Here is a 21,827-nt window from a genome sequence, read left to right as displayed (position 1 = left end):
CCGGCAGGGCCGTGTAACGCCGTCGAGCGGCCACCTCCAGGTGGGGTGGCCGCTCGATCGTTTCGGTGTCGCGGATGGTCCGCGCGTCAGGAGATCACGGTGAGTTCGGACGCGAGCCATTTGCCGTCGTCCTCGACCATCGTCATCTTGATGCGCAGCGGTTCGGGGAGCCGCTGCTCCTTGTCGTCCTTGGTGACCGACGAACGGTTGGCGTAGACGAGCGTCACGACCTTGTCGGGCGTCGCGCTCACCACGCCGACCTTCATCACCGTCGTGGTGGAGACGGCCTGCTGCTGCATGGCGACGGTCTTGAGCTGCTGGGCGAGCTTCTCGTACTGGGTGTGCAGCTTGCCCGTCGTCGTGGCGGACGCGGCCTTCAGGTCGGAGTCGAGCGTCTGGTAGTCGTACGACGACAGCTTCTGGGCCGCGCGGGACGAGGCCATCGAAGCCTCCTTGGCCGCCGCCTCGGTCGCCCTCTGCTCACCGACCTTCATGGCGAGCATCGTCGTGCCGGCGGCGAGCGCGATCGTCAGGACGGCCAGGACGGCGATGACCGTCGAAAGCCCGCCCGCACGGAACCGGCGGCGGGGCTCGCCGTCGTCCCCGTCCGCCTTCGCGCGCCCGGCGGTCTTCTTGAGGTTCGGGCCCTTGGACTTCGCGGGCTCGTCGTCCTCGTCGGCAGCGTCGTCTTCGTCGCCTTCGTCCTCGTCGCCTTCGTCCTCGGCTTCGGCCTTCGCGGCCTCGTCGGCGCCGTCCGCCTCGTCCGACTCGTCGGCGCCGTCCGCGTCGTCGGACTCGTCGGCATCGTCGGACTCGTCGGCGTCGTCGGACTCGTCGGTGTCCTCGGTGGCCTCCACGTCGGCGGAGGTCGCCTCATGAGCGCCTGAGTCGCCCTCTGCCGCGTCATCACCCTCGGACGCACCTTCGGAGGCCTTCCGGCCTCCCCGGGGCTTCTCCAGTGACTTGACGTCTTCCTCGGGGTCCTCTTCGGTCTGTTCGTCCTCGACGGCGGCCTCGTCCGCCGCGATCTGCGCGAGCCGCGCGGCCTCCTTGGCCTTGGCGGCGGCCTCCTCCGCCAGCCGGGCGGCCTCGGCGGCCTCCTCGGCCTTCGCGGCCCGCTCCTCGGCCCTGGCCGCGCGCTCGGCCGCCTCGGCGGCCTGCTCGGCGGCCTCGTCCGCCTTCGTCGCCGGCTTCTTCTTGCCCTTCGCCGGCTTCTTGTCGGCGTCCTTGTCCTTCGGGGAGCGCTTGCCCCGGCCGAGCATCGTCACGGGACAACCTCCAGTCCGGACACGAGCCAGCGGTCGTCGACCCGCGTGAGGTCCATCTGGTAGCGGTACGCCTGCGGCGTGCCGTTCTTCACCTTCTCGTTGGTGACGGTCCCGTTCAGGGAGACCATCACCTCGGCGGAGTCGTCGTCGATGGACACCAGCGCGGCCTCGACGTCACTGACCGTCGACTTCGCCTTCGCCTTGGTGACCTGGTCCATGAAGACCTTCGACTGGGACGCCAGCTTGTTCTTCAGCTCACCGGTGGTGCCGGCCACGATGCGGTCCAGGTCGCGCTGGGCGGTCTCGGCGTTCAGCGACATCAGGTTGACGCCCATCTGCCGCGCCGACTGGATCGCCTTCGCCTTCTGGTCGGCCTCACCCTTGTTCTGGAGGCTGATCACGCCGAGCCAGCCGGCCGCGACGGCGAGGCCGGCCACGACGACGCCCAGCACGATCACGCTCATCAGAGGCAGCCGGCGCCGCATCAGATCCGCCCTCCCGAAATCACTGGCTCAGCGGTCCCAGCAGGAGCCACTTCCACGAGTTCTCCTCCCCCAACTCACGGGAACCGGCGCTGCGCGGCATGACGTAGCGCTTGCCGTCGGGTCCGTAGACCGCACCGGTCGTTGGATCGTATCCAGCGAAATCGACTGAATTGGCCGGATACGACAGGTACAGCCGGTCGTTCGTCAGCTGCGCGGTGGGGGCGGGTGCGGCCTGCGTCTTGCCCGAGGTCTTGCCGTCGCTCTTGGCCTCCGGCTTGCCCCCATCACCGTCGTCGCCGTCGCCGTCGCCGTCGTCGCCGTCGCCGTCGTCGCCGTCGCCGTCGTTCGCGTACGCGCCGCCCTCCGGGAACCCGGCGCCCGCGGTCGCGCCCGGCGGGACCTGCGGGTACGGCGCGATGCCGTCGCTCGGGAAGTTGCGCGGGCCGCGGACGGCGGTGGGCGCGTCCTTCGGCGCCTTGCAGCCGGCGTCCAGGCGCGGCTTCTTCTTGGACGTGTCCTGCGGCCAGCGGCGCTCCACCTTCTCGTAGCCCTCGGTGCACGGGGGCGGCGCGTCGATGTTGAACGCGAGACCCAGGTGCTGGGTTCCGTCGCCGGGCGTCACGGTGAACGCGCCCGCGACCGTCACCGGGTAAAGGATGAACAGCGAACGCAGGCCCGCCTTACGCGACGAGATGATCTGGCCGGTGGTGGTGAGGTTCGCCAGGAAGACGGGCAGCGTCGGCGCGAGCTGGTTGATGGCCTTGTGCGTCTCGTCCACCGCGCCTGGCACGCTGTCGATGGTGCGGCGCAGCGCCGGGTCGTCGTTGCGGAGCGAGGTGCTCAGCTCGTTCAGGTTCCGTGCGAAGCCCCGGATGTTGGCGCCCTGCCCGCGCTGGGTGTCCAGGACGGTCACGCTGTTGTCCAGCAGCCGCTTGGTGTCGGGGTAGGCCTGCTCGGCCGTCTTCAGCAGCCGGTCGGTGTCGTCCAGGATCGACTGCAGGTCCTCGGCGGAGCCGGAGAACGCCTTGTTCAGCTCGTCCACGATGACACCGAGGTCCTTGGTGTTCACCGATCCGACGAGCGAGTCGACGTTGCGCAACAGCTCGGCGGTGGAGACCGGCAGCTTGGTGCGCGACCGCGGAATCGTGTACGGCTCGTCCTCGTCCAGGTACGGCCCGCCCTTTCGGTGGGGCACCAGGTCGATGTACTGCTCGCCGACCGCCGACCGGTTCGCCACGATGGCTTCCGTGCCCTCGCGGGGGATCCGCTCGCCGCGTTCGAGTTCCAGCTTGACGCGGATGCCGTCCTTGGTCAGCTCGATGGGCCCGACGCGTCCGACCGGGACGCCCCGGTAGGTGACCTCGGCGTTGGTGAAAACGCCCCCGGAGTCGGTGAGGTCGACATAGGCGACGTACTCCTGGCCGAGCAGGTCGCGGCCGATCCCGATGTAGTTGACCGACACGATCGTCACGCCGACGACGGTGATCACCGCGAACGCCAGCAGCTGGAAGATGATGCCGCGCTTGAGGATCACGAGAGGCCCCCCGTCATCAGGGTCCGCAGACCGCCGTCACCGGACTGCGGGCCGAGCGCGCCCGGACGTCCCTGCTGGTTTCCCTGCTGGTTCGTCCCGGGCCCGCCGGAACCGCCGGGCAGCCCTGGCAGCCCACCGGAGCCGTTGCCGCCCGGTGCCTGCGGCAGCACGCCCAGCGGGGTGTCGGGCAGCGTCACGTTCGGCACCTGGAGCATGCCGCGCATCTCCTTGCCGCTGCCGAGCAGCCCCTCAAGGTCGGTGCCGCCGAGCAGGTTGTGCGCGATGGACTCGAAGTCCAGGTCGAGGGTCAGGTGGACGTTGCCGTAGTCGCCCTCGATGACGTTCTGGAACGTGGCGGGGAACGGGAACGTGATCAGCGTTTCCAGCGACTTCGGCAGGTCGGATCCGGCCTTGTTGAGGTTCCGCAGGATCTTGTCGAGATCCTGCAGGTTGGCGAGCAGGTCCGCCTTCGACTGGTCGATCACGTAGGTGGTGGTGCGGCTGAGCTTGTTCAGCGCGACCAGCATCTTGGTGAGGTCGGCGCGGTTGCGTTCGAGAACGGCGATCGCCGGGCCGGTCTCGTCGATGGTGTCCCTGATCGTCTTGCGCTCGTCCGCGAGCTTGCCGCTGAGGCGGTCGATGCTGTCCAGCGCCCGGGTGATCGCGGCGCGGTTGCGGTCCAGCGTCCCGGCGAAGGTGTCGACCCGGTGCAGCACCGACTTGATCGTGGACTCGCGGCCGCCCATCGTGGCCTGCAGCTCGTGGCTGATCGTGGAGATCTGCTCCAGCCCGCCGCCGTTCAGCAGCAGCGACATCGCCGACAGCACCTCTTCGATCTCGGTGCCGTGGGTCGTGCGGTTCAGCGGGATCAGGTCGCCCTCGCCGAGCTCCCCGGACGGGGGCTCGTTCTTCGGCGGGTCGATCTGGACGAACTTCTCGCCGAGGAGGCTGGTCTGGCCGATCGTGGCGACGGAGTTGTCGGGGAGCTCGACGTCGCCGCGCACCTTGACGGTGACGACGGCATGCCAGCCGCGCTGCCCGCCCGGCCCGCCGGCCAGCTCGATCTCCTCGACCCGGCCGACCGAGACGTCGTTGACCTTGACCGTCGACTGCGGGACGAGGTCCAGCACGTTCGAGAACTCGATCTTCACGGTCTTCGGGTTCGAGCCGAGGTCCGGGCCGCCGGGCAGCGGCAGCGACGCGACGCCGTTGAAGGAGCATCCCGACAGTGCCGTCACGCCCGCGACCGCGGTGACGGCGAACAGCCGTGCGCGGCGGCCGGCGAGACGTCCCGCCCGGCGCACACGCCGTGTCTTGCTCATCGGCCACCTCCAGGCAGCAGCGCGGTGACGTCCCTCGGCTCGCTCTGCGGCGCAGCGGCGTTGCTCCGGTTGCCCTTGTCGGACTTCGCCGACTTGGGCGGGCCCTGCGGACCGTAGGCGTCCGGCGGGATCGGCTCCGGGTCGTAGTGCGTGGTCAGCGCTGTGATCCAGGACAGGTCCAGGTGCAGGCCCGTCAGCGCCTTGCCGATGCCGTTGTACGGCGTGACGAAGTCGAGGCATTCCTTGGCGGGCGTCCCGACCGAGTAGGCCAGCGAGCAGACCCAGTCGGCCAGGTCGTGGAACTGGCGGAAGTTGTTGCGGGTGTGGATGGTGCCGCTGATCGGGTCGTACGCGCGGGCCAGGTTGTTGATGGCCAGCGGGCCGGCCGTGAGGATCTCGGCCAGCGCGTCCTTCTCCTTCACCAGCACGCCGGTGATCTGCGCGAGCTGCCGGACGTTCGCGGCGAGCTCGCTGCGGTTGTCCTTGACGAACCGCTGCACGTTCCGCAGCGTCGGGGCGAGGGTGTTGAGGGCCGCGCTCAGCTCCTCCTTCTCCCCCGCGAGCTGCGCCGACACCTGGTTGAGGTGCCCGTTGAACGACTTGATCTGCTGGTCGTTCGCCTTCATCGCGTCGGTGATGATCCGCAGGTTCTTGATCGTCTCGGCGACGTCACCGCGGTCGGTGCTGAGGGTGCTGAGCGCCTTGGACGTGTCCTCGATCGTCGCCCGGATGTCGTCGCCCTGTCCCTCCAGGTTCGCGGCGCCGACGTTCAGCAGCCGCGACAGCGACCCGGTGCCGTCCTCGCCCGGCGCGTTGGCGCCCTCCGGGCCGAGGGCCTTGCTGAGGTCGTTCAGGCTGCCGCCGATCTGGTCGACCTCGACGGGCACCGCGGTGCGGCTCGTGGTCAGCGTCGCGCCGTCGGCCAGGACCGCGCCGCCCTTGTAGACGGGGGTGAGCTGGATGTAGCGGTCGGCGACGAGCGTCTGGTTGATGATGACCGCCTGCGCGTTGGCGGGCACCTTGTACTTGGCGTCGTACTTCAGCTCGACCTTCACCGAGTCGCCCACCGGGTCGACCTTCGTGACCCGGCCGACCGGGATGCCGAGGATGCGGACGTCGGCGCCCTCGTACAGGCCGACGGTCTTGGTGAAGTACGCCGTCATGTGGCGCTGCTTCGGCTCCTGGAGGATCAGCAGGAGCGCGGCAGCCAGCACCGCGACGGCGAGGATCACGCCGCCGAGGCGAAGGATGGATGCGGAATTGCGCACTGGAACCTGCCTGCTCACGGGAGGAACGGCAACGGGTTGTCGCCTGTGACACCGGTCTGGCCGCCGCCGGACGACCCGTCACCGGTGCCGTTGCCGGACTGGCCGCCCTGCTTCTTGGTCGTGTTCCCGCCGGCGGTCGGGGCCTCCTCGATCGAGGCGGGGATCGGGATGAGGTTCTGGATCCAGGAGTCGAACCAGCGTCCGGTGCCGGTGACGTCGGCGAACTGCCGGGCGAACGGCGCGAACAGCTCGAGGATCCGGTCCAGGTTCTGCTGGTTCTTCAGCAGGACCTTGTTGACCTTCGCCAGGTTGTCCAGCATCGGCTGGAGCTGCTTCTCGTTCTCCTTGATCAGTGCGTTCACCTGCTGGGACAGGGTCACGGTCCGGATCAGCAGCTGGTGGATGACCTGGCGCCGCGCCTGCACGGCCTGCAGCACCCGGTCGCCGTCCTGGACGAGCTTGGCGAAGTCCTGGTTGCGGTCCGCGAGCAGCTCCGACACGTCCTTGGCCTTGCCCGCCAGCTCGTGGAGCTCCTCGTCACGGGACGCGATGGTGTCCGACAGCCGCCGCAGGCCCTGCAGCGACGCGCGGATCTCCTCGGGGGAGTTCTCGAACGTGTCCGACAGCACGTCGAACGACTTGGCCAGTTGCTTGACGTCGATCGCGCCGACCCGCCGGCTCAGCTCACTGATCGCCGGGACGACCTCGAACGGGACGTGGGTCCGCTCGACCGGGATGGTGCGGCCGAGCTTGCCCTTCCCGCGGGGGATGAGCTCCAGGTAGTGCGCGCCCAGCACCGTTTTGATCTTGATGCTGGCCTCGGTGCGGTCGCCGAGCTCCACCCCGTCGTCCACCCGGAACGTGACCTTGACGTGGTCGCCGTCCAGCTCCAGGTCGGTGACCTTGCCGACCTTGACGCCCGCGATGCGGACCTCCTCGTCGGCCTTCAGCCCCGCCGCCTCCTTGAACGAGGCGGTGCGGGTGGTGCCGCCGGAGACGAGCGGGATGCGCTCCAGGTTCATCGCCAGCACCACCAGCACGATGATGATCGCGAAGCCGGCGAGGCCGATGGGGACCGGGTTGCGCTCCCGGAACGAGACCCTCATCTACTTGCACCTCGCGTTCTCGTTCACGATCGCCGGTGTCTGGTAGACCGGTCCGCCCGGCAGTCGCACCCGCGCGTCGAAGCCGCAGATGTACATGTTGAACCAGGACCCGTAGGAGGAGATGTTCACGAGCCCCTCCAGCCGCTTCGGCGACCGCTGCAGGCCCTTGTCGAGGGCGCCCTTGTTCGCGTCGAGCGTCCCGGTGAGCTTGCGCAGCCCGGCGATGTCGTTCTTGAGGCCGGGGCGGGCGTCGGCGAGCAGGTCCTGCGTGGTGCCGGTCAGGTCGTTGATCGCCGCGACCGAGTCGAAGATCGCCTTGCGGTCGGCGGCCACCCCGCTGACGAACCCGCGCAGGTCCAGGATGAGCCGGTTGACCTCGTCGTGCCGCTCGTCGACGGTGCCGAGGACGAGGTTCAGGTTCTCGATCACCCGGCCGATGACCTTGTCCCGGTCGGCGAGCGTGTTGGTCAGCGACGCGACGTGCGCGAGCAGGCTGTTGATCGTCCCGCCCTCGCCCTGCAGCACCTTGATGATCTGCATCGAGAGCGTCTTGACGTCCTTGGGCTCCAATGCCCGGAACAGCGGCCGGAAGCCGTTGAACAGCGTCGTCAGGTCGAGCGCGGGCTTGGTCTGCGCGATCGGGATGGTGTCGCCGGGGTCGAGGTAGCCGTTGACCTGGCCGGCGCCGTCGGTGAGCGCGAGGTACCGCTGGCCCATCAGGTTGCGGTACCGGATGTGCGCCTGTGTGGACGACGGCAGCCCCGCCTTGAAGGCGCCGCCCTCCTCGACGCTGAACGTCACCTCGGCCTGGTGCCCCTTGTACAGCTTGATGTCCTCGATCTGGCCGACGCGGACGCCGGCGACGCGGACGTCGTCGTTCTCCAGCAGCCCGGTCACGTCCGAGAAGATCGCCTTGTAGCTGTCGGTGGGCCGGAAGCGCACGTTCGCGATCGTCATCGCCAGCACACCGGTGGCCACCGAGGTGATGACCACGAAGGTCAGCAGCTTGATCGCCGCACTCGTCGTCTTCACTTGATCGTCACCACCGATCCGTCGCCCAGCAGCGGGCCGAACATCAGCGCCGACACGTCGGAGACCTGGTCGGCGGGGGTCCGCGTCATCGGCCCGACGACATTCTTGATCTTGTCCTTCTCGCTCATCGAGCCCGTGTCGACGAAGACGTTCGACATCGCCCGGCCGCGGCTGCCGCCGGCGTTGGCGGGATCGGGGTCCTTCCACCACAGGTCGTCCTGCGTGCCGTCGAGCGCCAGGTAGTCCGGGAACGGGATCTTCGGGTTCGGCAGGTTGTAGCAGCGCGGGTTGCGCTGGTCCTTCACTTCCGGCAGGTCCAGCGGATTCTTGTAGCCCGGCCGCGGCTTGACGATCTCGACCGTCAGGTTGAAGGTCTTGGACCCGTTCCCGCCGGCCACCCGCTCGGCCTCCGGCGCGATCTTCATCAGGCCGGCGAGGACACAGGGGATCGACGGCGAGTACCGGGCGACCACGCTCAGCACGTCGCGGTTCGCGATGTTGAAGCCGATGATCTTCGGCCCGTTGTGCCGCATGAACACGTCGCCGTCCTGCGCCAGCGCGGTCGTCGCCGGGATCAGCCGCTCGATCGTCGCCGTCTTGTCGCTGATCGTCCGGCTCGTCACGTTGAGGTTCCGCAGCGTCTGCAGCAGGTCCGGGGCCGCGGCGTTGTAGATGTCGGACACGTCGGCGAGGCCGTGCAGGTCGTGCACCAGCGTGCCGAGCTGCGGGTTGATCTTCCGCAGCAGCTCGTCCGCCTGCTCGAAGTTCCGCCCGATCTGGTCGCCGCGGCCCTGCAGCGCCGTGGCGAGGGCGTTCAGCGTAGCGTTCAGCTCCGCCGGCTTCACCGCCTGCAGCAGCGGCAGCAGGTCGTTCAGCACCTTGTTGATCTCGACGGCGGCGCGCGAGCGGTCCTGCTGGATCACGGCCCCCTCGGCGAGCCCCACCGGGGCGCCCGGCGCCGGGATGTGCAGCTCCACGTACTTCTCGCCGAACAGCGTCTTCGGCAGCAGCCGCGCCTGCACGTTCCGCGGGATCAGCTTCGCCTTGTCCGGGTCGAGCGCCAGGTGCAGCGTCGCGCCCTGCGCCGTGGCGTCGGTGCCGCGCACCTCCCCGACGATCAGTCCGCGCACCTTCACGTCCGAGTGCGACAGCAGTTGCAGCCCGGCGCGCTCGGTCTTCACCGTCACCTCGATCACCGGGGTGAACGCCTTGTTGAAGAACGCCACGGTGAGAGCCAGCAGGAGGGCGATCACCAGGAGCATCGCCACCCCGAGCAACCGGAACCGAATACGCTCTGTCATGGCGCCCTCACCCCGCGATCCGCACGGTCGTGTCCGTGCCCCAGATCGCCATGCCGAGCATCAGGTCCGCCACGTTGATCACGACGATGCTGGTGCGCACGGCGCGGCCCACCGCGATGCCGACACCCGCCGGGCCGCCGCTCGCGTGGTAGCCGTAGTAGCAGTGGATCAGCATCACCAGCACCGAGAATATGATCACTTTGCCGAACGACCACAAGATGTCGTTCGGTGGTAGGAACAGATGGAAATAGTGGTCGTAGGTGCCGGTCGACTGCCCGTAGAGCACGGTCACGATCACCCGCGTCGCGCCGTAGGAGGCGAGCAGGCCCACGATGTACAGCGGGACGACCGCGATCATCCCGGCCAGCATCCGGGTCGTGACCAGGAAAGGCATCGACGGGACGGCCATGACCTCCAGCGCGTCGATCTCGTCGGAGATCCGCATCGCGCCGAGCTGGGCGGTGAATCCGCAGCCGACCGTCGCCGACAGCGCCAGCGCCGACACCAGCGGCGCGATCTCACGGGTGTTGAAGTAGGACGCGATGAACCCGGTGAACGCGGCCGTGCCGATCTGGTTCAGCGACTCGTAGCCCTGCAGCCCGACCTGGCTGCCGGTGAAGAACGTCATGAAGCCGACGATCACCACCGAGCCGCCGATCACGGCGAGGCCGCCGGTGCCGAGGCTCACCTCGGCCAGCAGCCGCAGCACCTCCGTGCGGTACCGGCGCAGCACCCGGAACGTCCACGCGAACGCGCGGGCGTAGAACGACATCTGGTGCCCGAAGTCGTCCAGCCGCTGCAGGGGGGCGTTCACCGCCCGCGTGACGGCCTTTCCCGTCTTTCCCGGGGCCGCCATCACATCCCCTTCGACGGGACGAACTGGAAGTACAGCGCGGAGATCAGGAAGTTCTCCAGGAAGAGCAGCATGAAGGTGATGACGACGGTCTGGTTGACCGCGTCACCGACGCCCTTCGGGCCGCCCTTGGCGTTCAGGCCCTTGTAGGCGGCGACCAGGCCGGCGGTGATGCCGAACACGAACGCCTTGAACTCGGCCTGCAGCAGGTCGGGCAGCTGCGCGATCGCGTTGAAGGACGCCAGGTAGGCGCCGGGGGTGCCGTCCTGCAGCATGACGTTGAAGAAGTAGCCGCCCATCAGGCCGACCACCGAGACCAGCCCGTTCAGGAACAGCGCGACGAAGGCGCAGGCGAGCATCCGCGGCACGACGAGGCGGTGCAGCGGGTTGATGCCCAGCACCTCCATGGCGTCGATCTCCTCGCGGATCTTGCGGGAGCCGATGTCGGCGCACATCGCCGAGCCGGCGGCGCCCGCCACGAGCAGCGAGGTGACCAGCGGGCTGGCCTCCCGGACGATCGCGGCGACCGCGGTCGCACCGGTGAAGGACTGCGCGCCGAACTGCCGGATGAGCCCGCCGACCTGCAGCGACAGGATGCCGCCGAACGGGATGGCGACCAGCATGGTGGGGACGACGGTGACGCTGACGATGAACCAGGCCTGCTGGATGAACTCGCGCCACTGGAACGGCCACTTGAACATCGCGCGGAACGTGTCCAGGCACAGGGCGAAGAACCGGCCGGGTTCCCGGATCGCGACGTTCGCGGCGCCGTCCCCGATCTTCCGGAGCGTCGCGGAAGAGCCGCCGCCCTTCCCCTTCCCTCCCTGGTCCGCGCCGATACCAGGAGTGGACATCAGTACCCTGCACCCGCCCCTTGCTGTCCAGGCGGCGGGTTACCCGGGAAGTGACCGCCGGGGCCGCCGGGCGGCATCCCGCCGGGGGGCATGCCACCGGGCGGGCCGGGCGGGGGGCCGCCGGCGGGCGCCATCGACGCCACGTACCGCGGCCACTCCTCGACCCAGTTGCGGCCCAGGTCGTCGATGAACGAGCCGGGCGGCGGGGTGACGCCGTGCGCGGCGCACCAGGCGCCGGGGGCGTGCTGCCCGGGGCGGATCCTGCCGTCGCTGGTCATCAGCTGCGGCGGGATCGGCGGCAGATGGCCGGGGTCGTGGCCCTGCTTGGCCTCGGCCTCCAGCTCGGAGACGTCCTTCTCCTCCGACATGCCGATGGGGCCGATCTTGCGCGCGTTGAGGAACTGCCGGACGACCGGCTCCTCGCTGGACAGCAGCATCTCGCGCGGGCCGAACATCACCAGCTCGCGGCGGAACAGCAGGCCGATGTTGTCCGGAACGGTCCGGGCGGTGTTGATGTCGTGGGTGACGATCAGGAACGTCGCGCCGATCTCGGCGTTCAGGTCGACGATCGTCTGGTTCAGGTAGGACGTGCGGACCGGGTCCAGGCCGGAGTCCGGCTCGTCGACGAGGAGGATCTCGGGGTTGAGGACGAGTGCGCGGGCCAGACCGGCGCGCTTCTTCATCCCGCCGGAGATCTCCCCGGGCAGCTTCTTCTCGGCGCCGAGCAGCCCGACCAGGTCGAGCTTCTCCATCACGATCCGCTTGACCTCGGACTCGGACTTCTTGGTGTGCTCGCGCAGCGGGAAGGCGACGTTGTCGTAGACGTTCATCGACCCGAAGAGGGCGCCGTCCTGGAACAGGACGCCGAACAGCTTGCGGGTGTCGTAGAGCTGCGACTCCGGAAGGTAGGGCAGGTCACGGTCGCCGACCCAGATGTGGCCGCGGTCCGGCTTGAGCAGGCCGACCAGCGATTTCAGGAAGACCGACTTGCCGGTGCCGGAGGGGCCCAGGAGAACGGAGATCTCTCCCGCGGGCAGTGTCAGCGATACGTCCTGCCAGATGGTCTGACGGCCGAAGGACTTGGTCAGGCCCTCGACTCTGATCTCGACGCCCACTCGTCACCTTTCGTCCAGGCCGGGGGAATCCCGAACCAATGAGCGAGTAGCACTCAGGCTCTTTCTCTCGTCACACCGCGTGTCCGCCCTCTTACTACCGTCCGGTAGCCGTGACGGGTGCCACTACCGTAGCGGCCTCCCGTCCAAATGGAAGGGGTTCCGCCCCAGATCAGCGGCTAAATGCGACGTCGTAAGGCAATCGTTACTTACGGCGCCTATGAGACTAGTGGTCCAAGAACCAGAGCCTCAAACGGGGCATGCTGTTCGCCGGTGACCGGACGGCTCCGTCGCGACCACCGGGACAAGGCGGCCTCGTGTGGCCACAGCGTCAGGACGGGACGCTACGCCGGGCTCCGAGAACCGCACAACCCGCACGGGCACACGCTTTTCCACAGGCGTTTATCACTCCTGCACAGGAAACCGGCGGCGGGCGACCCGCCCATTCGCCTCCCGCGACAGCGCCCTGTCGGACGGCCCGCGACCACGGTCGATGAGCCCGGGAACGATCCGCCGCGAACCCCGGGAACGCGAAGAGGCGGCCGCCCCACCGAACGGTGGGACGACCGCCTCCCGAGAAGCGGTGGAGCCGCGCGGGCTCCCCGGCTCCGAAGCGACCTACTTGACGGTGACCGTCGCGCCGGCCTTCTCCAGGGCCTCCTTGGCCTTGTCCGCCGCCTCCTTGTTGACCTTCTCCAGCAGCGGCTTCGGCGCGCCGTCGACCAGGTCCTTGGCCTCCTTGAGGCCGAGGCTCGTCAGGGCGCGAACCTCCTTGATGACCTGGATCTTCTTGTCGCCGGCGCCCTCCAGGACGACGTCGAACTCGTCCTGGGCCGGGGCCTCCTCGGCGGCCGGGGCGCCCGCGGCGCCCGGCGCGGCCACGGCCGCGACCGGCGCGGCGGCCTTGACGTCGAAGACGTCCTCGAACTGCTTCACGAAGTCGGACAGCTCAAGAAGGGTCATCTCCTTGAACGCGTCGAGCAGCTCGTCGGTGCTGAGCTTCGCCATGATCTTTCCTCCGCTATGGCTTGAAAACTGGGGATTACGGAACCGCGGGTGCCTACTCGGCGGACGCCTCGGCGGTCTCGGCGGCCGGCGCCTCGGCGCTCTCGCCATCGGCCTCGCGCTTGGCGCGCAGCGCCTCGGCGAGCTGAGCGGCCTGCGTCGGCAGGGCGTTGAAGAGCGCGGCCGCGTTGGACAGCGAGCCCTTCATCGCACCGGCGAGCTTCGCGAGGAGCACATCGCGCGACTCGAGGTCGGCGAGCCTGGTGACCTCCGCCGCGCTCATCGCCCGGCCGTCGATGAACCCGCCCTTGATCACCAGAGGCGGGTTGTTCTTGGCGAAGTCACGCAGGCCCTTGGCGGCCTCGACCACGTCGCCCCGGACGAACGCGATGGCCGACGGACCTTCGAGCAGATCACGGAACTGCTCGTCGACACCGGCCTCGTTCGCGGCGCGCTTGGTCAGCGTGTTCTTCACAACGCGAAACCGTGCGGTTTCGCCGAGGTTGCCGCGCAGTTCCCTGACCTGCGCGACGGTCAGCCCGCGGTACTCGGTCAGCACGGCGCCGTTGGAGCTCTGGAACTCGTCCTTGAGCTCGGCGATCGCCGCGTCCTTATCGGCCCTGGCCATCCGGCCTCCTTCCGATCACCTGGGTGAATACGACCCTCGCCCGTCCCTGGACGGGTCCCGATCGACCAAAAAACGCCCCGGCGCAGGCGCACGGGGCGTCCAGGCAAGGCACGGAGGCCATGCGGAAGCTCTCGTCTCACCTGCGCAGGCCGCCCGAGTGAATCGGGTCCTTCGGTCACCTCGACGTGAGGTGACGACCGGCGGTCTTCGGCAGAGAACAGAGTACGTGCATGCCGCTCGACTTAACAAATCGGCGGGAACGCGCGAGGGGACCGCGCCGCCTTTGGCGGCACGGTCCCCTCGTCGGGTCCGAACCCGTCAGCTCCCGCCGCCGAGCGCGTTCAGCATCTCGCTGAAGTCGGTGACCTGGCTCTCCGGCGGCGCCGTGATCTGCACCGGCTTACCGAAGTCGCGATACTTGATGGTCATGTTCATGGCCCCGTCGGCCGTCTGCTGCGACTTCATCGCCATCTTGCGGGGCAGCTGCCGATCGTCCACCCACAGGTCGAAGTGCATGTTCCCCATGCCCGACAGAGCCGCGCCCTTGCGGTACATCTCCTGCGACTCCGGCGGCAGCTTCGCGACCGCGTCCTCCACCCGGTACGTACCGGTGTAGTGCGTCGTCTCCACCCCGTCCACGTTCTCCTTGCCGACCTCGCGCACGTCCTTGGACGCCGTCAGCAGCTTGGTGTTCTGGACGGGATCCATCTGCTGCGACTGCTGGAGCAGCTTGTCGAAGCTGATGCCGGTCTTCTTGCCGATCTCGTCGACCGACATCTTGATCCAGGGCTTCCCCGACGTTCCACCGCCCGCGACCGACGGAAGCTTGATGTAGATGTGGCCGCCGAGCAGGATCTGTTCCCCGCCGCCCATCTCGCGGCCGGCGACCGACATCTGTCCGAAGTGCATCCTGTAGGCGAGATCCGGCTTCATCCGGTACTGCATCTCGCCGTCCATCGTGACGTCGCCGTCCTTCGACCCCGTCATCCGCATCGAGAGATCGGCCTTGAACGAGTCGATCTGGCCGGTGTTCTCCGCGGTCTTGCCCAGCACCTGCGCCGCCGACAGCTTCAGGTTCTTGCCGGCCTCGTCCACCTTGTCGCCGGCCTCCCCGAGGCAGCCGGTCAACGAGAGGGCGAGGCCGGTGGCCAACGCGACGCCCGTGGCGAAACGACGGATCATCGTGGCGGGTCTCCTTGCTCTGCTTGCCCCGGCCCACTTCGGATGCGTCCGGGCATTTTGGGCGAATGCTAGTCAGACGCCCAGGAGACCATCGAGGTTCGCGGTTGCCCTCTTGCGGCTGATGTGCCGGGCTCAGTTCCCGCCGAGGAACGAACCGAGCGACAGCTTCCCGACCTGATCGGACGGCGGCGGGTTCACGGTGAACGACTCGCCGTAGTCGCTGTAGAGGACCGTCACCGAGCCGGCCTCACCCTGCGAACCGGTCGCCTTCGACACGAGCTTGCGCGGCAGGTTCTCCCCGTCCGTCCACAGATCGAAGTTGATCTTTCCGTTGCCCTGGTCCTTCGGCAGCCACTTGCTCACCTTCTCGCGGGCCTGCGCGTCGAGGCGGTTCAGCGCGTCCTGGACGGTCACCGTCCCGGTGTAGTGCGTCGTCTTCACACCGTCGATCGTCTCGGTGCCGACCCGGCGGGCGTCCTTGGAACCGGTGAACATCTTCGTCTGCTCGGCCGGAGCGACCTTCTGTACCTGGTCGACCAGGCTCTTGACGTCGAGCCCGGTGCGCTGCGACGCCTCGTTCACATCGATCTTCACCCACGGCTTGCCGCCGCTGACGAACTGCGCGAGCTGCGGGACCTTCGCATACAGCACGTTGTCGGTGAACACCGCCTGGCCCTTGATGCCCGGGACACTCTGCCCGCCCCGGCTGACCTCGTCCAGCTTCGCGCTGAACTTCAGCGTCGGGCGCACCTGGAACTGCCCGTCGGCGTGGATCTTGCCGCTGCCGGCCTCGTCGGTGCCCGTCACCGTCAGGTCGGCCTTGAACGTGTCGGCCTGACCGGTCTTCTGAGATGTCTTCAGCAGCGCCTGAGCGGCGCTCAGCTGCATGTTCTCCGTGCTTTCCGTGCCGCTTCCGCCACATCCGGACAGAAGGAGCGCGGTGCTCACGGCGGTGCCGCCGGCCGCCACCACGAGTCGTCGGTTCATGAGGGTTGAGCCTCCCTAATCGCCCTGCTGGTGCTTCCCAGTGTCTCGGGACGCTAACGGCGCTACATCCCCCGGTGGTACGAACAGCCCCCCAGACGGTACGACCATCGGCGTAGCCGGGAACCACCTACATCAGCCATCGCCGCAACCACGCAACGACCAAAACCGTCGCGATCGCGTCCAAAGGCAGGTTTCGAGCCTGCGAGAAACCTGATCGCGCAGCGAGCCGCAAGGCGAGTTCGAAGCGATGCAGCGATCGCACCGCAGTTCCCGTCGAAGGAGGGCCCCCAGGGCCCGACGCCAAGGGAACTGCTCAACGATAGGAGGTGAAGGCCATTGTGCCGCTTAGGGTGGCGCCCGAAGTCTGCGCGTTCAAGCCGATCGACGTCGGGCGGGCCTTGCTGTCCGCCCACAGGTCGAGACCGCAGCCGGTGCCGTCCGGTACCCACTTGCGGATCACGGCGGCGGCGTCCTGCGGCAGCAGCGACAACACGCTGCCCATCAGTGCCTGCGCGGCGAAATGCGTCCTGCCGTTCTCGTCCGGCTCACTCGCGGTCGTGCCGGGCAGCGTCCCGATCATGAAGGTGAACTGCCGGGGGTCGGACTGGGACTGCAGCGCGTCCAGCTGCGCCGAGGTGAGCGTGGACCGGGTCCACTTCTCACCGTCGAAGCCCTTGAGCGTCCGGCCGCTCACGATCACCTTCTGCGTGACCTTGGTGACCTCGCCGCCCTGCACGGTCTGCGTGACGCCGGTCGCGTTCATCGCGAACTTCGGCCATAGCGTGAACGACGCGGTCTCGGTGGCGTGCTGATAGTCACCGTTCGACCCGACCGACACCTTCATGTTCGTCTTGCGGGTGAAGGCGTGCAGGCTGGGACCGGGCTGGGGCGGCGCCGTGGGGAGACCGCTCACGCCGCCTCTCGCGGGCGAGCCCGGGGCGCCCGAGCCGCTGCCCGCCCCCGCGCCGGAACCCGCACCCGGCGCCGCGGTGGTGCCCGGGGACACGAGGCCGGTCGCCGTGCCGTTCGGGTTGGCCGGATCCTGCTGAGCCATCGCAGCGGACGCCGGTACCGAGCCGCCGTCCTCGGCGGACCCGCCGCCGACCTTGACCACCATCATGATCGCCGTGGGCACGACGGCGACGGCGGTGACTACGGAGATGGCGATGGCCCGGTCGGTTCGACGCTTCACGGGACGATTCAACACCAGATTTCCCACCGGTAACAAACAATTCGATCACCGATTTGTCCGGTTGCGGACGGCGATCTATGTATCCATCGCGTTCGGTGCTATGGGCCGCGGAAACGGCGGCAGGGCGCCCCCGGTTCAGCGGGGACGCCCTGCTCGGTGACGGTCTGGCGCTCGATCAGGCCTCTTCGAGCTCCGCGGTCAGGTTGCGGACCGCGTTCGGGTCCACCGGAATGCTCGGGCCCATCGACGTCGTCAGCGACGCCTTCTTGACGTACCGGCCCTTCGCGGCGGACGGCTTCAGCCGCTGGATCTCCTCGACGGCCGCGGCGTAGTTCTCCACCAGCATGCGCGGGTCGAAGGACGCCTTGCCGATGATGAAGTGCAGGTTCGCGTGCCGGTCGACACGGAACTCGATCTTGCCGCCCTTGATGTCGGTCACGGCCTTGGCCACGTCCATCGTGACGGTGCCGGTCTTCGGGTTCGGCATCAGGCCGCGCGGGCCGAGCACCCGGCCCAGCCGCCCGACCTTGCCCATCTGGTCCGGCGTCGCCACGACCGCGTCGAAGTCCAGGAAACCGCCCTGGATCCGCTCGATCATGTCGTCGGAGCCGACCAGGTCGGCGCCCGCCGCCTCGGCCTCCTGCGCCTTGGCGCCGACGGCGAAGACCAGCACGCGGGCGGTCTTGCCCGTGCCGTGCGGCAGGTTGACGGTGCCGCGCACCATCTGGTCGGCCTTGCGGGGGTCGACGCCCAGCCGCAGGGCGACCTCCACGGTCGGGTCGAACTTGACGACCGTGGTCTCCTTGACGAGCTGCACGGCCTCGACCGGGCTGTACAGCCGCTCCCGGTCGATCTTCTCCGCCGCGGAGCGATAGCTCTTGCTGCGCTTCATTCTCGTTCCTCCAATGGAACTCGTGGTACGGGCCAGCGCCGGCCCTTCCACCGGGTGGGACTTACTTGACCTCGATGCCCATCGACCGTGCGGTGCCGGCGACGATCTTCGCGGCGGCCTCCGCGTCCTTGGCGTTGAGGTCGGGCATCTTGGTCGTGGCGATCTCGCGGACCTGCTCGGCGGTGATCGAGCCGACCTTGGTCTTGTGCGGCTCGCCGCTGCCCTTCTCGACACCCGCGGCCTTCAGGATGAGCTGCGCGGCCGGCGGCGTCTTGGTGATGAAGCTGAACGACCGGTCCTCGTAGATGGTGATCTCTACGGGGATGACGTTGCCGCGCTGGGACTCCGTGGCGGCGTTGTACTGCTTGCAGAAGTCCATGATGTTGACGCCGTGCGGACCGAGCGCGGTACCGACGGGCGGCGCGGGCGTCGCGGCCCCGGCCTGGAGCTGGACCTTCACCAAGGCCGCGACCTTCTTCTTCTTGGGAGGCATGCCTCTCCCTCGTTGTTCCGTTTCACCGTGGTCCCGACTCCCGCTGCGCGGGCAACACGGCGAGCGGAACATAACCGCCGTGTTGGGACCTTGACTTACCCGCCGCTCCCCGCGAACGCGGGAAGCGACGAGGCCACTCCTCGACGAACGGGATGATCTGTACCCGTGCTGGGAGCGATGCCGGAATTGCGGCTCCGGCCTGGAGTTGCACCGGGCCATCCCCGCCTGCGCGGGAACGGCCCGTCCAGAATACGGCCTGACCGAGGTGGGTCGGTCAGATCTTGGAGACCTGGTTGAACGACAACTCCACCGGCGTCTCCCTGCCGAAGATCGAGACCAGGACCTTGAGCTTCTGCTGCTCGGCGTTGATCTCGTTGACGGTGGCGGGGAGGGTGGCGAACGGGCCGTCCATGACGGTGACCGACTCGCCGACCTCGTAGTCGACGGTCGCGGGCGCCTTGGCCTGCTCCTTGGCCTTGACCGCGCCCTCTTCGGGCTCGGGGGCCAGCAGGTTGGCGACCTCGTCCAGGCTCAGCGGGGACGGCTTGTTCAGCAGGCCGACGAACCCGGTCACGCCCGGCGTGTTGCGGACCGCGGCCCACGACTCGTCGGTCAGTTCCATCCGGACAAGGATGTAGCCCGGCAGGACCTTCTCGTTGACCTTCTGCCGCTTGCCTTGCTTGATCTCGGTCACCTCGTGCTGCGGGACCTCGATCTGGAAGATGTAGTCCTCCATGTTGAGGGTCTGGGTCCGGGTCTCGATGTTGGTCTTGACCCGGTTCTCGTACCCCGCGTAGGAGTGCACGACGTACCAGTCGCCCGGCTGGAGCCGGAGCTGCATCTTGAACTCGGCGTACGGGTCGACCGGCGGCTCGGCGGGGGCCTCTTCGGCCTCCTCGTCCTCCTCGGCCGCCTCGACGACTTCTTCGACCTGCTCCCCGGCGACGGCTTCGGCGAGATCGCCGGCGTCCGCGGCGGCGTCCGGCTCGGGGCCCTCGCCCTCGAGCTTGGTGTCCGCAGGCTCGCCTTCACCGGCGGCGACGGCCGCCTCGGCCGTCTCGTCGGCGGGCTCGGCCGCCTGGTCTGCCGCAGCAGCCGCAGCGGACTGGGCCTCTTCAACGGCCTCGTCGTAGGGCTGTGAGGGCTCGGACACGGTGACTCTTTCTGTCGGTCTGCGGTGATGGACTTGCGATGGTGCGACGGTGGCCCGTCCGGGCGCCGGGATACGCGGTCTCAGCCGAAGACGGCGTAGACGCCCTGCTGCAGCCCGTAGTCGACGCCCGACACGATGCCGACCATGATCAGCACAAAGATCAGGGCGGCGATCGTGTAGGTGATGAGCTCCCGCCGCGTGGGCCAGATGACCTTGCGGAGCTCGGCGATGATCTGGCGCACGAACAGCGCCGGAGACGTCCGCCTCGGGGACTTCTCCTTCTTGCGCTTGCCTTCGCCCTTGGCCTCTGGCTCGTCGCGCTCGTCGGTCTCAGTCGCCATTTGCCGCCGTTCACCTCATAGGTCGTGATCCAACCACCATGTGGTTGCCGCACGGTCCCGTGCCGCAGAGTGCCACAGCACCGCCGTGACGCGGCCGGCACGGGTGCGCGCACCGCACCTCGCAGGGCAGGAGGGACTCGAACCCCCAACCGCCGGTTTTGGAGACCGGTGCTCTACCAATTGAGCCACTGCCCTTCATTCCCCAAGTTGCGGAGAACACCCGGCCGCAGGACCAGGATGGCGCCGTGTCTCAGCTTACGGCCTCTTGACGCCGTCCGCGTGCGGACAGGCTCGTAATACCGGCGACACGCCACTAGGACGGTGAGTCTACGTGGCCGAGGCCCCCGCGTCGAACCGGATGACCGGAGATCCGCGCGCGGCGCCGCGCCATCCGGTCGGCGAGCTGCGCTCGGTGCCCGGATATATGGCCCGGGTCATGGCGCGGGGTCTGTAACGATAGGGACATGAGCAACGACCGTCCTCGCATCTCCAAGCGCATCGCCGCGATTTCCGAATCCGCCACGCTGGCCGTCGACGCCAAGGCCAAGGCGCTGAAGGCGGCGGGCCGCCCGGTCATCGGGTTCGGCGCGGGCGAGCCCGACTTCCCCACCCCCGGCTACATCGTCGAGGCCGCGGTGACCGCATGCAGGGTCCCGCGATTCCACAAGTACACGCCCGCGGGCGGGCTGCCCGAGCTGCGCGCCGCCATCGCCGAGAAGACCGAGCGCGACTCCGGGTACCGGGTCGAGGCGTCCCAGGTCCTCGTCACCAACGGCGGCAAGCAGGCGGTGTACGAGGCGTTCGCCGCGCTGCTCGACCCGGGCGACGAGGTGATCGTGCCGACGCCGTACTGGACCACCTACCCCGAGTCGATCAAGCTGGCGGGCGGGGTGCCGGTGGACGTGGTCGCCGACGAGACCACCGGCTACAAGGTGAGCGTCGAGCGGCTGGAGGCGGCGCGCACCGCCCGGACGAAGGTGCTGCTGTTCGTGTCGCCGTCCAACCCGACCGGCGCCGTGTACTCCCGGAGCGAGATCGAGGCGATCGGCCGCTGGGCGGACGAGCACGGCCTGTGGGTCGTCACGGACGAGATCTACGAGCACCTCGTGTACGGGGACGCCGAGTTCCACTCGATGCCGGTGGTGGTGCCGGAACTGGCCGACCGGACGCTCGTACTGAACGGCGTCGCGAAGACGTACGCGATGACGGGCTGGCGGGTGGGCTGGATGGTCGGCCCGGCGGACGTGGTGAAGGCCGCCGCCAACCTGCAGTCGCACGCGACGTCCAACGTGGCGAACGTGTCGCAGGCGGCGGCGCTCGCCGCCGTGACGGGTGACCTGTCGGCGGTCGCGGAGATGCGCAAGTCGTTCGACCGGCGCCGCAAGACGATCGTGAGGATGCTGAACGAGATCCCGGGTGTGGTGTGCCCCGAGCCGGAGGGCGCGTTCTACGCCTACCCGTCGGTGAAGGCGCTGCTGGGCAAGGAGATCCGCGGGAAGCGTCCGGAGACGTCGGTGGAGCTGGCGTCGCTGATCCTGGAGGAGGCGGAGGTCGCGCTGGTGCCGGGTGAGGCGTTCGGCACCCCCGGCTACTTCCGTCTCTCGTACGCGCTGGGTGACGACGACCTCGTCGAGGGCGTCTCGCGTGTCGCGAAGCTGCTCTCCGAGGCGGGCTGATCCGCCCGCTGTCACAGAGCCGGCCCCGGGCGCGTGGTGCGTGCCGGGGCCGGCTCTGTGGGGAACGGGCTGCCGCCTCCGCTGTCCCGTTCCTCCGGGGTTCCGGCCGGGGTGTCCCGCCGCGGCCCCTCTCCGCCGCGGGA

General features: G+C 68.6%; 21 protein-coding genes and 1 tRNA gene. 1 reads left to right on the top strand and 21 read right to left on the bottom strand.

The genetic code is table 11. The features are described from left to right. Nucleotides 1-86 precede the first annotated feature (86 nt). The 21 genes from ACTWPP_RS15000 to ACTWPP_RS14900 form a co-directional block, all read right to left on the bottom strand. The gene (locus ACTWPP_RS15000; RefSeq protein ID WP_443104844.1) at nt 87-1,268 is read right to left on the bottom strand and encodes a hypothetical protein; all 1,182 of its coding nucleotides are present in this window, start codon (nt 1,266-1,268) and stop codon (nt 87-89) included. Continuing rightward, entirely contained in the window at nt 1,265-1,732 is a 468-nt protein-coding gene (locus ACTWPP_RS14995) for a hypothetical protein (RefSeq protein ID WP_443104843.1), read from the bottom strand. The genes ACTWPP_RS15000 and ACTWPP_RS14995 overlap by 4 nt, the downstream gene beginning before the upstream one ends. 40 nt (nt 1,733-1,772) lie before the next feature. After that, complete coding sequence (locus tag ACTWPP_RS14990; protein WP_443104842.1) at nt 1,773-3,287, bottom strand: MCE family protein; 1,515 nt, start codon at nt 3,285-3,287, stop codon at nt 1,773-1,775. Next, complete coding sequence (locus ACTWPP_RS14985; protein ID WP_443104841.1) at nt 3,284-4,609, bottom strand: MCE family protein; 1,326 nt, start codon at nt 4,607-4,609, stop codon at nt 3,284-3,286. The genes ACTWPP_RS14990 and ACTWPP_RS14985 overlap by 4 nt, the downstream gene beginning before the upstream one ends. Further along, entirely contained in the window at nt 4,606-5,877 is a 1,272-nt protein-coding gene (locus ACTWPP_RS14980) for an MCE family protein (protein ID WP_443104840.1), read from the bottom strand. Before ACTWPP_RS14980 ends, ACTWPP_RS14985 begins: the two co-directional genes overlap by 4 nt. A gap of 14 nt (nt 5,878-5,891) precedes the next feature. After that, on the bottom strand, nt 5,892-6,983 hold the full coding sequence (locus ACTWPP_RS14975; RefSeq protein WP_443104839.1) for an MCE family protein: 1,092 nt from the start codon (nt 6,981-6,983) through the stop codon (nt 5,892-5,894). Further along, nucleotides 6,984-8,015 (bottom strand): MCE family protein, encoded by a 1,032-nt coding sequence (locus ACTWPP_RS14970; RefSeq protein WP_443104838.1) that lies wholly within the window; start codon nt 8,013-8,015, stop codon nt 6,984-6,986. Further along, nucleotides 8,012-9,316 carry an MCE family protein gene (locus ACTWPP_RS14965; RefSeq protein ID WP_443104837.1) on the bottom strand — a complete coding sequence of 435 codons (1,305 nt, stop codon included), beginning with the start codon at nt 9,314-9,316 and terminating at the stop codon, nt 8,012-8,014. The genes ACTWPP_RS14970 and ACTWPP_RS14965 overlap by 4 nt, the downstream gene beginning before the upstream one ends. 7 nt (nt 9,317-9,323) lie before the next feature. Next, complete coding sequence (locus ACTWPP_RS14960; protein WP_443104836.1) at nt 9,324-10,172, bottom strand: MlaE family ABC transporter permease; 849 nt, start codon at nt 10,170-10,172, stop codon at nt 9,324-9,326. Beyond that, nucleotides 10,172-11,023: an MlaE family ABC transporter permease gene (locus ACTWPP_RS14955; RefSeq protein WP_443104835.1), complete on the bottom strand. Its 852-nt coding sequence runs from the start codon at nt 11,021-11,023 to the stop codon at nt 10,172-10,174. Before ACTWPP_RS14955 ends, ACTWPP_RS14960 begins: the two co-directional genes overlap by 1 nt. Beyond that, a complete protein-coding gene (locus tag ACTWPP_RS14950; RefSeq protein WP_443104834.1) occupies nt 11,023-12,138 on the bottom strand; it encodes an ABC transporter ATP-binding protein in 1,116 nt (371 codons plus the stop codon). The genes ACTWPP_RS14955 and ACTWPP_RS14950 overlap by 1 nt, the downstream gene beginning before the upstream one ends. A 615-nt stretch (nt 12,139-12,753) precedes the next feature. Continuing rightward, complete coding sequence (rplL, locus tag ACTWPP_RS14945) at nt 12,754-13,143, bottom strand: 50S ribosomal protein L7/L12 (protein WP_443104833.1); 390 nt, start codon at nt 13,141-13,143, stop codon at nt 12,754-12,756. 52 nt (nt 13,144-13,195) lie between these two features. After that, nucleotides 13,196-13,768, bottom strand: a complete 573-nt coding sequence (gene rplJ / locus ACTWPP_RS14940) for a 50S ribosomal protein L10 (RefSeq protein WP_443104832.1) — start codon at nt 13,766-13,768, stop codon at nt 13,196-13,198. Nucleotides 13,769-14,086: 318 nt separating this feature from the next. Next, on the bottom strand, nt 14,087-14,950 hold the full coding sequence (locus tag ACTWPP_RS14935) for an LppX_LprAFG lipoprotein (protein WP_443104831.1): 864 nt from the start codon (nt 14,948-14,950) through the stop codon (nt 14,087-14,089). Nucleotides 14,951-15,082: 132 nt separating this feature from the next. After that, nucleotides 15,083-15,937: a hypothetical protein gene (locus tag ACTWPP_RS14930; RefSeq protein WP_443104830.1), complete on the bottom strand. Its 855-nt coding sequence runs from the start codon at nt 15,935-15,937 to the stop codon at nt 15,083-15,085. A gap of 313 nt (nt 15,938-16,250) precedes the next feature. Beyond that, complete coding sequence (locus ACTWPP_RS14925; protein WP_443104829.1) at nt 16,251-17,129, bottom strand: hypothetical protein; 879 nt, start codon at nt 17,127-17,129, stop codon at nt 16,251-16,253. 175 nt (nt 17,130-17,304) lie between these two features. Continuing rightward, nucleotides 17,305-18,021 (bottom strand): 50S ribosomal protein L1, encoded by a 717-nt coding sequence (gene rplA, locus ACTWPP_RS14920; protein WP_443104828.1) that lies wholly within the window; start codon nt 18,019-18,021, stop codon nt 17,305-17,307. Nucleotides 18,022-18,082: 61 nt separating this feature from the next. Beyond that, nucleotides 18,083-18,514, bottom strand: coding sequence for a 50S ribosomal protein L11 (rplK, locus tag ACTWPP_RS14915; RefSeq protein ID WP_443104827.1), 432 nt, complete (start codon nt 18,512-18,514; stop codon nt 18,083-18,085). A 274-nt stretch (nt 18,515-18,788) separates the two neighbouring features. After that, complete coding sequence (nusG, locus tag ACTWPP_RS14910; protein ID WP_443104826.1) at nt 18,789-19,667, bottom strand: transcription termination/antitermination protein NusG; 879 nt, start codon at nt 19,665-19,667, stop codon at nt 18,789-18,791. An 80-nt stretch (nt 19,668-19,747) separates the two neighbouring features. After that, the gene (gene secE / locus ACTWPP_RS14905) at nt 19,748-20,008 is read right to left on the bottom strand and encodes a preprotein translocase subunit SecE (RefSeq protein ID WP_443104825.1); all 261 of its coding nucleotides are present in this window, start codon (nt 20,006-20,008) and stop codon (nt 19,748-19,750) included. Between the two features lie 122 nt (nt 20,009-20,130). Further along, nucleotides 20,131-20,203, bottom strand: a tRNA-Trp gene (locus tag ACTWPP_RS14900). Nucleotides 20,204-20,472: 269 nt separating this feature from the next. Between ACTWPP_RS14900 and ACTWPP_RS14895 the strand changes: the two genes are divergently transcribed. Next, on the top strand, nt 20,473-21,684 hold the full coding sequence (locus tag ACTWPP_RS14895) for a pyridoxal phosphate-dependent aminotransferase (RefSeq protein WP_443104824.1): 1,212 nt from the start codon (nt 20,473-20,475) through the stop codon (nt 21,682-21,684). Nucleotides 21,685-21,827 lie beyond the last annotated feature (143 nt).

The sequence above is a fragment of the Actinomadura sp. 3N407 genome, assembly GCF_052245875.1.
In the GTDB taxonomy this organism is placed as follows: Bacteria; Actinomycetota; Actinomycetes; order Streptosporangiales; family Streptosporangiaceae; genus Spirillospora.
Note: the sequence above shows the minus strand (reverse complement) of the source record. Positions and strands in the feature narration are given on the sequence as shown.

Excerpts from the sequence above, each read along its gene's own strand:
- ACTWPP_RS14995 (WP_443104843.1), bottom strand. The coding sequence starts at position 1,732 with ATGAGCGTGATCGTGCTGGGCGTCGTCGTGGCCGGCCTCGCCGTCGCG.
- ACTWPP_RS14985 (WP_443104841.1), bottom strand. The coding sequence starts at position 4,609 with ATGAGCAAGACACGGCGTGTGCGCCGGGCGGGACGTCTCGCCGGCCGC.
- ACTWPP_RS14975 (WP_443104839.1), bottom strand. The coding sequence starts at position 6,983 with ATGAGGGTCTCGTTCCGGGAGCGCAACCCGGTCCCCATCGGCCTCGCC.
- ACTWPP_RS14965 (WP_443104837.1), bottom strand. The coding sequence starts at position 9,316 with ATGACAGAGCGTATTCGGTTCCGGTTGCTCGGGGTGGCGATGCTCCTG.
- ACTWPP_RS14960 (WP_443104836.1), bottom strand. The coding sequence starts at position 10,172 with ATGGCGGCCCCGGGAAAGACGGGAAAGGCCGTCACGCGGGCGGTGAAC.
- ACTWPP_RS14955 (WP_443104835.1), bottom strand. The coding sequence starts at position 11,023 with ATGTCCACTCCTGGTATCGGCGCGGACCAGGGAGGGAAGGGGAAGGGC.
- rplL (WP_443104833.1), bottom strand. The coding sequence starts at position 13,143 with ATGGCGAAGCTCAGCACCGACGAGCTGCTCGACGCGTTCAAGGAGATG.
- rplJ (WP_443104832.1), bottom strand. The coding sequence starts at position 13,768 with ATGGCCAGGGCCGATAAGGACGCGGCGATCGCCGAGCTCAAGGACGAG.
- ACTWPP_RS14935 (WP_443104831.1), bottom strand. The coding sequence starts at position 14,950 with ATGATCCGTCGTTTCGCCACGGGCGTCGCGTTGGCCACCGGCCTCGCC.
- ACTWPP_RS14930 (WP_443104830.1), bottom strand. The coding sequence starts at position 15,937 with ATGAACCGACGACTCGTGGTGGCGGCCGGCGGCACCGCCGTGAGCACC.
- rplA (WP_443104828.1), bottom strand. The coding sequence starts at position 18,021 with ATGAAGCGCAGCAAGAGCTATCGCTCCGCGGCGGAGAAGATCGACCGG.
- rplK (WP_443104827.1), bottom strand. The coding sequence starts at position 18,514 with ATGCCTCCCAAGAAGAAGAAGGTCGCGGCCTTGGTGAAGGTCCAGCTC.
- secE (WP_443104825.1), bottom strand. The coding sequence starts at position 20,008 with ATGGCGACTGAGACCGACGAGCGCGACGAGCCAGAGGCCAAGGGCGAA.
- ACTWPP_RS14895 (WP_443104824.1), top strand. The coding sequence starts at position 20,473 with ATGAGCAACGACCGTCCTCGCATCTCCAAGCGCATCGCCGCGATTTCC.